The sequence below is a fragment of the Sulfuricurvum sp. RIFOXYD12_FULL_44_77 genome, assembly GCF_001830725.1.
Taxonomy (GTDB): domain Bacteria; phylum Campylobacterota; class Campylobacteria; order Campylobacterales; family Sulfurimonadaceae; genus Sulfuricurvum; species Sulfuricurvum kujiense_A.
In genome coordinates this window covers 1-11,885 of the sequence record NZ_MIBU01000014.1, presented here as the reverse complement: position 1 = coordinate 11,885, position 11,885 = coordinate 1, and the positions used below count along the sequence as shown (strand labels likewise).

12 protein-coding genes are annotated in these 11,885 nt (G+C 45.3%); 8 read left to right on the top strand and 4 right to left on the bottom strand.

Annotated features, from left to right (window positions below; all coding sequences use genetic code 11):
• The 3 genes from ftsZ to A2517_RS00640 form a co-directional block, all read right to left on the bottom strand.
• Positions 1–816: cell division protein FtsZ (ftsZ, locus tag A2517_RS00650; RefSeq protein ID WP_294893434.1), on the bottom strand; the 816-nt coding region annotated here is incomplete at its 3' end.
• 18 nt (positions 817–834) lie between these two features.
• Entirely contained in the window at positions 835–2,244 is a 1,410-nt protein-coding gene (ftsA, locus tag A2517_RS00645) for a cell division protein FtsA (protein WP_294893433.1), read from the bottom strand.
• 1 nt (position 2,245) lies between these two features.
• Positions 2,246–3,712: a peptidylprolyl isomerase gene (locus A2517_RS00640; RefSeq protein WP_294893432.1), complete on the bottom strand. Its 1,467-nt coding sequence runs from the start codon at positions 3,710–3,712 to the stop codon at positions 2,246–2,248.
• Positions 3,713–3,829: 117 nt separating this feature from the next.
• Here A2517_RS00640 and A2517_RS00635 point away from each other — a divergent pair, with 117 nt between their 5' ends.
• Entirely contained in the window at positions 3,830–5,131 is a 1,302-nt protein-coding gene (locus A2517_RS00635; protein ID WP_294893431.1) for an adenosylmethionine--8-amino-7-oxononanoate transaminase, read from the top strand.
• Here the strand turns inward: A2517_RS00635 and A2517_RS00630 are convergent.
• Positions 5,117–5,707, bottom strand: coding sequence for a class II aldolase and adducin N-terminal domain-containing protein (locus A2517_RS00630; RefSeq protein WP_294893430.1), 591 nt, complete (start codon positions 5,705–5,707; stop codon positions 5,117–5,119). The two genes, A2517_RS00635 and A2517_RS00630, sit on opposite strands and share 15 nt — an antisense overlap.
• A gap of 80 nt (positions 5,708–5,787) precedes the next feature.
• On the opposite strand from A2517_RS00630, the gene rsmH reads away from it, so the two are divergent.
• From rsmH to A2517_RS00595, 7 genes are all read left to right on the top strand, one after another.
• Positions 5,788–6,711 carry a 16S rRNA (cytosine(1402)-N(4))-methyltransferase RsmH gene (gene rsmH, locus A2517_RS00625; RefSeq protein WP_294893429.1) on the top strand — a complete coding sequence of 308 codons (924 nt, stop codon included), beginning with the start codon at positions 5,788–5,790 and terminating at the stop codon, positions 6,709–6,711.
• 5 nt (positions 6,712–6,716) lie between these two features.
• Positions 6,717–6,995, top strand: coding sequence for a hypothetical protein (locus A2517_RS00620; RefSeq protein WP_294893428.1), 279 nt, complete (start codon positions 6,717–6,719; stop codon positions 6,993–6,995).
• Between the two features lie 146 nt (positions 6,996–7,141).
• On the top strand, positions 7,142–7,549 hold the full coding sequence (locus A2517_RS00615; protein WP_294893427.1) for a hypothetical protein: 408 nt from the start codon (positions 7,142–7,144) through the stop codon (positions 7,547–7,549).
• Positions 7,550–7,561: 12 nt separating this feature from the next.
• Positions 7,562–8,449, top strand: a complete 888-nt coding sequence (locus tag A2517_RS00610; RefSeq protein WP_294893435.1) for a polyprenyl synthetase family protein — start codon at positions 7,562–7,564, stop codon at positions 8,447–8,449.
• Positions 8,449–9,741: a glutamyl-tRNA reductase gene (hemA, locus tag A2517_RS00605; protein WP_294893426.1), complete on the top strand. Its 1,293-nt coding sequence runs from the start codon at positions 8,449–8,451 to the stop codon at positions 9,739–9,741. Before A2517_RS00610 ends, hemA begins: the two co-directional genes overlap by 1 nt.
• Positions 9,741–11,444 (top strand): proline--tRNA ligase, encoded by a 1,704-nt coding sequence (locus A2517_RS00600; RefSeq protein WP_294893425.1) that lies wholly within the window; start codon positions 9,741–9,743, stop codon positions 11,442–11,444. Before hemA ends, A2517_RS00600 begins: the two co-directional genes overlap by 1 nt.
• A complete protein-coding gene (locus tag A2517_RS00595) occupies positions 11,441–11,860 on the top strand; it encodes an FxsA family protein (protein ID WP_294893424.1) in 420 nt (139 codons plus the stop codon). The genes A2517_RS00600 and A2517_RS00595 overlap by 4 nt, the downstream gene beginning before the upstream one ends.
• Positions 11,861–11,885: the final 25 nt, after the last annotated feature.

Below are 11,885 nucleotides of genomic sequence, written 5' to 3'. Positions count from 1 at the left end.
CATACTGAAGTGAACCAATACACCGAGTGCGCCGTTAACGGACATATTGTCCAAAAGCGGAGATTCGATAGCATTTTTGATCGCTTCGTAGGCTGCATTTTCACCTTTGTATTCGCCCACACCCATAAGAGCCAAACCACGGTGGCTCATAACAGTTTGTAAGTCGGCGAAGTCAAGGTTGATGTCGTTGTCGCCGCTGGCGAGGATAACACCCGATGTTCCGCTAACAGCGCGAGCAAGTACGCTGTCAACGATTTTGAAACTCTCTTTGATTCCGAGTTTCGGATCAATGATGGAGAGAAGTTTGTCGTTCGGGATAACGACGATACAGTCGGATTCGTTTTTAAGTTCAGTCAATCCGTCTTCAGCAAGTTTGAGACGTTTTTTACCTTCAAATGAGAAAGGCTTTGTTACAACCGCGATCGTCAATGCACCGACGTCTTTAGCACATTTAGCGATGATCGGTGCAGCACCCGTACCGGTTCCGCCGCCAAGACCTGCTGCTACGAAAACGATATCGGCACCCTCTAGGGCACGTGTCAAATCTTCATAACTCTCGATAGCAGATTCTTTACCCACTTCGGGTTTCATACCCGCACCCAAACCTTTGGTGAGTTTTGCACCGAGTTGGATTTTAGTTGCGGCTGAACCTTGTTCCAATACTTGCGCATCGGTATTAGCGATGATAAGTTCGATTCCCGGGATTTGCTCTTTGAGCATATAGCCGATCATATTACCACCGCCGCCGCCGACACCGACTGCTACGATACGTGCTCCGGTTAGTGTTGTTGATTCTTCAATTGAAAATGGTTCCATGCTTGCTCCTTGACGTGATTAAAATAGTTGAGTTGCCCAATTCCAAAACTTGGAAAGTGGGTTTGGTTGATCGTTTTGGACTGACTTATTTGATCCGATATTGACCATCTTCGCCGTTTCCGCAATTTTCTCTTCCTTTGCCGGAGGCGTTGATGCCGCAGGTGTTGGAGTAGAAGCGGATGGTGTAAGAGGGTCAAATTTCGGTGCTTCTTCAGGAAGTGTTCCCCCATGCACAGCAGCAGAATCTTCACTGGCATGGCGCATACGTCGATTAACATCGATCTCATAAGGGGTATAACCATCGGCAAGATATTTAATCAATCCGACAGCTCCTGAGTAGGAAGGATCTCGAAGGGTATCAAAAAGACCGCCGACATCGGTAGGTTTTGCAAGACGTACCGGCATGTTGTCTAAAATGGCAACGGCGAGTTCGCGTAATCCTTCGATTTTAGTAAATCCTCCGGTAAGAACGACACCGGCACCCATATGCTCTTTAAGGCCGCTTTTCTCAATCGATTGGGCGATAATCATCAAGGTCTCTTCTACACGAGCGTAGATGACGTTGTGTACGACTTCTAAGGATACTTCGTGAGTAGATGTCTCATCACCGATCACCGGAAGCTCGATAAGATCGTTGCTAGGGGCATACAATGAACCGTAGTTGATTTTGACATTATCGGCAGTGTGCAATGGGGTATGCAATGCCATAGAGAGGTCATTGGTAATATGATTGGAACCGACACCTAAAAAGTCGTTATAACGGATCGCGTGACCGGAGTGTATAACGATATTGCTCGTATTGCCACCCATATCGACCACAGCGGCACCGAGCTCTTTTTCATCCGAATTGAGAACGGCGATAGCGGAAGCGTAACCGCTGAGTACAACACTCTCAACATCAACACCCGCCGCTTTGACTGCTTTGCGGAGATTGTTGAGATTGCTTTTTTGGGTAGTGATAATATGGGTTTCAACTTCGAGACGTGCGGCATTCATCCCTAGAGGGTCTTCGATAAAATCCTGATCGTCTACTTTGAAGTTATACGGGAGGGCGTGCAATACTTCAAACTCGTTGGGAATATTGGCGTTATACAAAGAGGTGTGCATAACACGCTGAATTTCGTTGAGGGTAATCTCTTTATTCGGGATATTAACGATACCGCTGGAATTTAAACTTTTAGTGTAGGCACCCGAAATGGTGACGATAGCACTTCGAAGTTCTGTTCCTGCGACCCGCTTGGCGTCATTGAGCGCACTTTTAATCGATTTAGATGCAAGCTCAATGTTGGTGATGCTCCCTTTGCGAAGCCCTTGTGCTTTTGCGATACCGGCTCCGATTATTTGTGCGTTGTTATCGTCATCGATTTCCGCGATGAGCGCACAAACTTTTGTTGAGCCGATATCAATGGCTAAAACGGTTCGTTTCAAATCAAATCCCCTCTACATAGATTTCAACTGGGTACTTGCTCTCAAGTGTTTTGATCAAACCTTGATCCAACAAACTCCCTTTGAGCTTGAGTACGGCATTGGCATCCGCTAATGTTTTATCTTGAAGCAACTTTTGTTCCAAAACGTTATACAAAATAACATTTCCGCTCTCTAAAGTGATAAAACCTTGTTTTTGTTTGGAAGCAAACAGTTTGTTTAGGAATTCTGACCCCTCTTGTGCACTTAAACCCGCTATTTTAGCACTGTCGGCTCGGCTGAGGAAATCGGTTCCAGAACCGCTGAATGTTTTATAACTGTTTTGGGCTAACTCTTGAAGTTTGCTTTTTTTCGCTTCACTCATATAAAGTGCAATAACGTCTGTTTTTGCCTCTTCATAGGTTTTCGTTCGGGAAGGATCCATTTTGTCTAGTTTTACAATGATATAGTCATTGCCGACTTTGCGTGGCTTGAGAAACGGTTTTTGATCATTCAATCCCATAATCTCTTTGGTGAGTTCAGGATCAAAAGCAGATGTTTCAGCACTTAAGGTTACTTTCTGAGGAGTCACTCCCGCTTTGAGGGCACCTTTTTTAAAGTCGATATAAAGTCGAAGTGCCTCTTTCTCCGTTGCTTTATCATGGAGGGCGGCGATGATGATACTTTGTGCTTCGACTAGGGTGAGAATTTTTCCGCTCGTATCTTTGAGCATTTGTCGGTTCATATCGTAATAGTCACTAATCTCTTTTGCCGAAGGAGTTGCTGTGATCAGTGCTTGTGTGACATAGCTGATTTCAAAGCTCGGAGAGGTTTTAAACTCTTTTGAGTGTTTCCCCCAAAGTGCTTTGAGTTCCCCTTCGGTAGGAGTAAGGGTAATCATATTCGGTGTGAGGATTTTATAATTGATCTTATCCGAAATACCCAGAGCATTTCCGAGCGCTTTCTCTTCGATTGCTTTGCTTCCTGAGGATAGCAGGTAAAGTGTTTTTTGGATCAAGAGCTCTTTTTTCATCGACTCTTCGTACTCTTTGATCGTTAAATTGTTTTGCTTTAACGCTTCGGCATAAATCGTTTTATCGAACGTCCCCTCTTTTGCGAAGACAGGTTGAGATTTAATCACATTCCAAAGCTCTTCATCGGTAACCATCAATCCATAGCTTTGAGCCAAATTGAGTACCAATGCTTGATTGACCAGTTGGCGAAGTGCTTGGCGTTGGAGCCCGAATTGCTGAGCTTGTTTCTCGTCAAATTTTCCTTGGAAAAGCTGATTGTATTGGTTAAAAAGATTGGAGTAGCTTTTTTGGAGTTCTCCGGAAGTGATAGAGATATCTCCTACTTTGGCAACCGCGCCGGCTTTATCTCCGTAGCTGTATTGTCCCCATCCTACGAATCCTGCTCCGATAAAAGCAATGGTGGAGATCCAAATCGTAATAACCAAGTATTTCCGATGGCGTTGCATCCAAGTAATCATATTAAACGATCCTGTTGTAAAATTCAGATATTCTATTCACTTTAGCATTAAACTTGGATGAAAATAGGTCACGACTAACAGATGTTATCATAAAATAATCAACTTTAGAGGTTTTCAATGAATAATTTAGAGATTTCGACGCGAGATTTGAGTGTTTTGTGGCATCCGTGCACCCAGATGAAAGATCACGAAACAATTCCTCTCATCCCCATTGCCAAAGGGGACGGGGTCTATTTGGAAGATTTTGAGGGAAATCGGACGATTGATGCGATCAGCAGTTGGTGGGTCAATCTTTTCGGCCATTGCAACCCGTATATCAACAGAAAAATCAAAGAGCAGTTGGATAAACTCGAACATGTTATTTTGGCGGGATTTACCCATGAGGGGATTGTCAGACTTTCCGAGCGGTTAGTGGCACTTTCGCCTAAGGGACTAACGCGCTGTTTTTATGCCGATAACGGTTCCAGTGCGATTGAAGTAGCGTTAAAAATGTCGTATCACTCCCATAAAAACAAGGGGGAGGAGAGAGGATTATTCGTCTCTCTCAGTGAGAGTTATCACGGTGAGACATTGGGAGCACTTTCCATCGGTGATGTCGCACTCTATAAAGAGACCTATGAGCCTTTATTGATCCGCTCCATTCAAACACCATCCCCTATCAATCAGAGTATCGAGGCGGCATTGGAAGCGGCCAAGTCGTTTGAGAGCTTACTCCAAGAACGCGGGGGTGAAATAGCGGCATTGATCGTTGAGCCGTTAGTGCAAGGGGCGGGGGGGATGAAGATGTATCATCCTCTCTTTTTGAGTGAAGCAAAACAGTTGTGTGAACGCTATGGACTCCATTTTATTGCCGATGAAATTTTGGTCGGGTTTGGACGGACGGGGAGCATGTTTGCGTGTGAGCAAGCAGATATAACACCCGATTTTTTAGTCCTCTCAAAAGGGCTTACAGGGGGATATCTGCCTCTGTCGGCTGTACTAACAACAGAGGAAGTATACGGGTCATTTTACTGCGATTATAACCCCTCACGCTCCTTTTTACACTCACACAGTTATACGGGAAATGCACTCGCATGTGCGGCGGCCAATGCCACCCTTGATATTTTTGAGTCGGAGAATGTTATTGAAAATAACCGTAGGACGATTGCGCTCATTGGGGAAGAATTAAAACGCTTTGAGGGGTTGGCGAGAGTGAAAGAGGTGCGCCAATGCGGGATGATTGCGGCGATAGAGCTGGAGGGGTTTGATCCACGTGAGCGGATAGGATTGAAAATTCATCAGCATTGTATGAGAGAAGGGGTATTGATACGACCGTTAGGGAGTGTTATCTATGTGATGACACCGTATGTCATCACATCAGAGGAGTTGAAGAGGGTGTTTAGTGCGATTGAACGGGCAATAGAATCAATCGATATCTAAGCGTGCTTGAGAGTGATCGAGCATCAAAATACGGCAGCTTCGCTCTAAAATAGAGAGCTGTCGCACCATCGCGTGTATGTCACGACTAAAGGCATAAACTCCATACCCTCGGATCACCATAATGGCTGTGTTGTTCTGCTGAAAATATTGGGGAATTTCACTTACCGCCCGCTCATACCAATCATCAAATTTTTTGGGATCATAGATGGCAATTTTCCCGAACTCTTTAAACCCGAAATAATCTTTGGGGATGATGATGGAGTGGTTGAGTGAAAATGCCGTTGTAAAAGGGGGCATCGTAAAGGTGATGTATTTGGCATCGGAGATTTGGCGATAAATTCCCTGATGAATCGAGGCGTCGATACTGGCATCTTTCCAGCGGTAATCTTTGTTATAAAACAGATCAATCAGGCTCTCTTCATTGATCGAGTCGAAAACAGCATTTTTGGTGTTGATCGTAAAAAGATTGGTATCAAGTTTAGCGGAGAGTGAACCGTGATAGATGCCAAAAAAATCTTTTCGAAACATTGAGAGGGCAAAAGTGGCGAGTTGACGCTTAACGTATTGTTTATCCATAAAGGGATTTTATCATATTTTAAACAATATGTTAGTGAGGGTAGGTTATTATAAGGGGACTAAAATGCAAAGGCAGTTGCGTGCAAGAAACTCCCCATATCCCCGTCCTTTACCGAGAGGTGGTCGAAGCATTTTCCCCATGCAAAGAGGGGATTGTTATCGATTGTACCATGGGATACGGAGGGCACACGTCGCTGCTGCTTGAAAATACCCCTTCGTTATTACTCCTGGGAATCGATCAAGACCCCACCGCTATCGCTTTTTCCTCCAAACGGCTGGAACCTTTTGGGAGACGTGTTGAGATCAGGCGCGGACGTTTTTCCGAAGTGGCTCGTGATGCGATTGCCGAAAAAGGGGAGAAGATTTGCGGTATTTTGGCCGATATAGGGGTCTCTTCCTTACAGCTAGATCAGCGTGAGAGGGGATTTTCGTATGAGAGCGATACTCTCGATATGCGGATGAACCCCGATGCACCTCTGAGTGCGCGTGAGGTGGTCAATGAGTACTCGCAAAGTGCGTTAGAGACTATTCTACGTGAGTACGGTGAAGTAACGAATGCCCGTAAAGTGGCGGAAACGATCGTGCAGCGTCGCCCTTTCGCTTCGGCAAAAGAGCTCTCCAACGCGATTTTTCATCTGATGCCGAAGGGTAAAAAGATCCACCCCTCGACCCTAGTGATGCAGGCGATACGGATCGAAGTGAATGATGAACTGGGCGAATTGACACGGTTGCTCGATGCGATAGAAACATCGACGATTAAGTTTCTTCGTGTTGCGATTATTACGTTTCACTCCCTCGAAGATCGGATTGTTAAAAACCGCTTCACCAAATGGGGGAAAAACTGTATCTGTCCCGATGATGCGATGCGTTGTACCTGCGGCAACAAAAATGCTATCGGCAAAGTGATTACGAAAAAACCGCTGATTGCTCAGGCTGATGAGCTTCGTGCCAATTCGCGGAGTCGAAGTGCAAAATTACGAATTTTTGAAATACGAAGAGATTGAACCTTATGAGCGATAAACTCGATATTTTAGAAGAGACCCAGCACATAATAAGCCCCGATGATTCGATGGGGCTGCTCTTTTTGCGGAATGTTTTTGTGGGGATTTTTTTGGTATTGGTAGTAGTGTTTCCGAAGATATTTATCAATACCCAAATCTATTTTAAAAGCCGTGAAATCTCTACCCTCAGTCATGAACATGATGCTCTTCTAGAAGAGAATCGTCTCATAAAAGCAAAAGTTGAGTCTATGAAATACAAAAGTCAGGTATTGGACACCCTTTTTTAATTCATCTTCTGCGGCTCCTTTTTATGCAACTAAGAATTGTGGTGGTATAATCTCCGACTTAAATTGATCCTATGGCGAGTCGAGGTATAATCTGGTTTTTAGAGTATTGAAACCATACGATCCAAAATTTTTAGAAATGAGTTTGTATGAGCCGTCTAGTCATATTTTTACTCGTTGGGGTTACCCTTTTGGAGTCGGCCGCGTGGAGAGAATCGAAAACCTTTAATCTCAAAAAAGATGAATTGGTTAAAGTTCTCGTAAAAAGTGAAGGACAAGAGCGTCTATTGAATTTTCGATGGACCCTTTATGCCGATAAGGCTTTGGTCGTACATGAAAGTTTTGATCGGTTTGTCGGACAGCATGTTCTGTATGTAGGGCATGTCAATCAAAGCTTTCGGAAAGTTCTCTTGAGCGCTAAACGGACCCAGAAAGATGTCCCCTATATTATTGTCGTTTTTAAAAAATTCGATGAGGGGAACAATACGGCACAAATGGATCTGTTATTAATAGATAAAGAGAATCGGATCGTGTTGGATTATTTAACAAAGAAGTGATGAATAGGTATGTTGAAAACGGTAGAAACTCTTATTGCTAAACTGATCGATGAGGTCGATTACCCTCATGCTACAGAACTTTTTAAAACTCTCTCAGGGGGAAAGCGGCTGCGTGCGAGGCTCATTTTAACCATCGCGCCTGAAGCTCCCGATGCCCCGTTGCTCGGAGCGATTGTCGAACTTATTCATGCGGCGAGCCTGCTTCATGACGATGTCATCGATGAAGCACAGCTCCGTCGCGGTGTCCCCTCTGTTAATGCGACGCATGGATCAAAAACGGCGATTATGCTCGGCGATATTCTCTACTCCAAAGCGTTTAGTGAATTGACCGCGTTTGACCCTGCTATCTCCCGCGCCGTTGCCGAATCGGTTACTCGCCTCTCGGTTGGAGAGATGATGGATGTCGCTATGGCGGAGAGTTTTAATACCGACCGTCATCTCTATCTCAAAATGCTCTACCTCAAAACGGCCACTCTTATCGAAGCGTGTGCCTACAGTGCGGCGATTCTAACGGGTAAAGATGCTAATGCCCATGCTACGTACGGGAAAAATTTGGGATTGGCATTTCAAATCGTGGATGACATTCTCGACATTACCGCCGATGAAGCGACGCTGGGGAAACCGTCACTGAATGATTTTTCTGAAGGCAAAGTGACATTGCCGTACATTGATCTGTATGAGCGGTTGGATGAGGCGGGTAAAGAGCGTCTCGTTCACAATCACGCCAAAGTGTTGAATGAAGAGGAAAAAGGGTGGATCCGTTCCCAAATGGATACGTTCAAGATTATCGAACACTCGTATGATCATGCCAGAGCCCTTTGCGATGAAGCGATTGAAGCCATCGGTGAAGATATAGCACTGCGTGCCATTATTGAAACTGTTATTCAAAGAAGCCATTAATGCACTATTTGATTGTTAGTTTTTCACATAAAAACTCGACGATAGCGATACGGGAAAAACTTGCTTTTGTAGATGATGCGGCACGGCTGAATGGTATGAAAATACTAAATTCAAACGGTTGCATTAGCGAATCGATGGTTCTCTCTACCTGCAACCGTGTTGAGATTGTGTGCAGCTGCAATGATACGGAATCGGCGATAGAGGCAGTTTTTAGATTGTTATCAAACCACTCGGGACTTACCCCGCATGAACTCCAAGAACGTGCCGATATTTTTGATGATGAGGGGGGAATTCATCACCTTTTCAGTGTGGCGAGTTCTCTGGATTCGATGGTTGTCGGAGAGACGCAGATCGCCGGTCAGCTCAAAGATGCCTACAAGCTATCCCAAGAGAACGGATACTCCGCTCAAAAGATCGGCCGTGCGATGAGCTATGCCTTCAAGTGTGCCGCTGAAGTACGCAATGCAACCAATATCTCCTCCAAACCGGTCTCTGTTGCCAGTGTCGCCGTAGCGAAAGTGAAAGAATCGGTCGGGGATGTAAGCGGTAAAAAAGCGTTGGTGATCGGTTCGGGAGAGATGTCGGTGATAACCTGTAAACATCTCACCGCACAAGGGGTGGATGTGACGGTTATGAACCGTACCTTTGAGAAGGCCGAAGCAATAGCACGTGAATGCAATGCCCGTGTCCGCTCTTTTGAAGAGATCGGCTATGCGATCAACGAAAATGAGTTGCTTTTTACCGCGACGGGGTCCATCACTCCGATTATTACCGAGGATATGATACAACCGACGTCGTTTGATCGTTACTGGTTTGATATGGCGGTTCCGCGCGATATCGAGTGTGATGCAGCGCTTTGGTCGATTCGCCTTTTTTATGTCGATGATCTAAAATCGATTGTTTCTGAAAATATCGCTCTTCGTGAGGATGAAGCGAAACTCTCTTATGTGATCATCCGTCGCCACGTTACCCTCTTTTTTGAATGGCTCAAAACCCTCTCCGTCGAACCGTTGATCAAAAATATGTATCTCAGAGCCTCCGATGCCGCATTCCAAGAATCGACGCGGGTGCTCGAAAACGGCTATATCCCTAAAGAGTATGAACACGCCGTACATAAAGCAACCCTTCAGGCACTAAAGCGGTTTTTGCACCCGTTTGCCGAGAGGATGCGTGACGGTTCCGATCCGATGCGTGTTGATGCCCTAATCGAATCAATGAGTTTTTTGATGAATCAGGAAGAGGGGGATGAATTGTCCCAAAACTCCTGTACCTATTACCCTAAAGGAAAATAATGCGTTTTAGTAAAGCCTATATCCCCACTACCAAAGAAGCACCGAAAGATGCACAACTCCCAAGCCATATCTTCCTCTCACGTGCCGGATTTGTCACACAGGTAGCGGCAGGATTGTATAATTTCTTGCCGATGGGAAAACGGGTACTTCGTAAAATCGAAAACATTATTAATGAAGAGATGGCTGCATGTGATGCCCAAGAGGTCGATCTCAGTTTCGTCACCCCTGCCGAGTTGTGGGAAGAGAGCGGACGGATCGAGAAGTTCGGTAAAGAGCTTCTCCGTTTTCGTGATCGTAAAGAGAACCTATTTGTTCTCGGGCCGACTCATGAGGAGATGATGGTCAACATCGTCCGTAATCGGGTGAATAGCTACAAACAACTCCCGATCAATCTTTATCAGATCAAAACGAAATTTCGTGATGAAGCGCGCCCGAGATTCGGTCTTATGCGCGGACGCGAGTTCGTGATGAAAGACGGCTACAGCTTTCACTCTTCTACCGAAGATTTAGATCGTGAGTTTGATGCTATGGAAGCGGCCTACAAACGTATTTTGGAGCGGCTGGGTCTTAACTTCCGTGTCGTTGAAGCCGACAGCGGTGCGATCGGCGGTACGGGGTCAAAAGAGTTGATGGTACTTGCAGGAAGCGGTGAAGACACCCTTGCCGTGTGCGATACATGCGAATACGGTGCCAATGTCGAAGCGGCACGCCGCGCACCTCGAAGCACTTTTCCTGAAGCGCCGAGTGCCGATTTCGCCCGTTTTAAAACCCCTGATATCAAATCTATCGACGATTTGAGCAACTTTTTCCATGTCGATCCGTATTACACCCTCAAAGCGGTAGTTCAGCGTGCGGTTTATACTGAAGGGTCTGAATTGGTCTGTTTCTTTATTCGCGGATGCGATGAGCTTCAAGAGGTAAAAGCACGTAACAGTGTCGGTGCGATCGATTTGGTTGATGCAACTGAAGCCGAACTCACGGAGATTGGTTTGGTTCCGGGATTTATCGGGCCGCTCGATCAAGATAAAATCCGTATCGTTATGGATAACGATACACGCGGGGCAACAACGATGATTACGGGTGCCAACGAAGCCGATTACCATTTTGTCGGTGTGGATCTCAGTGTCATGAACGAAGCCCATTTTGCCGATCTCATCAGTGTTCAAGAGGGGGACGGATGTCCTCACTGCGGCGGTAAAATTCTCCATACCAAAGGGATCGAAGTAGGGCATATTTTCAAACTGGGAACCGTCTATTCCGCACCGCTTAAAGCGGAGTTTTTGGATGAAAACGGCCGTTCACAGCCTTTTATTATGGGAACCTACGGGATGGGTGTCAGCCGTCTTGTCGCTGCCGTCATCGAACAGCACCATGATGAAAAAGGGTGCATTTGGACGCACGCAACGGCTCCGTATCTGGTCAATGTTATGGTCTCAAACATCAAAGAAGAATCTCATATGGCATATGCCGAAGAACTGTATGCATCTTTGCAATCTCGCGGTATCGAAGCAATGCTGGATGATCGTAAAGAGCGATTCGGATTTAAAATGTCCGATGCGGAACTGATCGGTTTTCCGTTTACCGTTATTGTCGGTAAAGAGTTGGAGAATGGTTCGGTTCAAATTATGGTACGCTCTACCCGAGAGATGATTACCGTTAACGCGGCAGACGTACTAAGCAAAATTGAGGAATTACGACAGTGATCTATTTTCTGATTTACCTTTTTGCAGAAGTCTTTATCACCATTGAGATTGCTACGCAAATTGGTGGATTGGCAACCTTTTTCGAAATTGTATTCAGTGCCTTTTTAGGAATTTTCATCTTAATGAATTTTCGTCATACGTTGAGTGAAAATCTTGATGCTCTTCGCACGCGTCAAATTGATATGCAGGGATTTTCAAATCGGAATATTATGGGGCTATTGGGGGCAATCCTCCTGATTCTTCCAGGATTTTTATGTGATTTTATCGGTATTTTAATGCAATTTTCCCTTTTAGGAACATTGATCATTAACCGTTTTACGCGAAAATATCCACCAGACAACTCTACCCAAACCACACGAAAGGATGATTATGTCATTGATGCCGAAATTATCGACGATACTCGCTCTCTCCGCTAGCCTTATGGCAGCAACCGATGCTGAA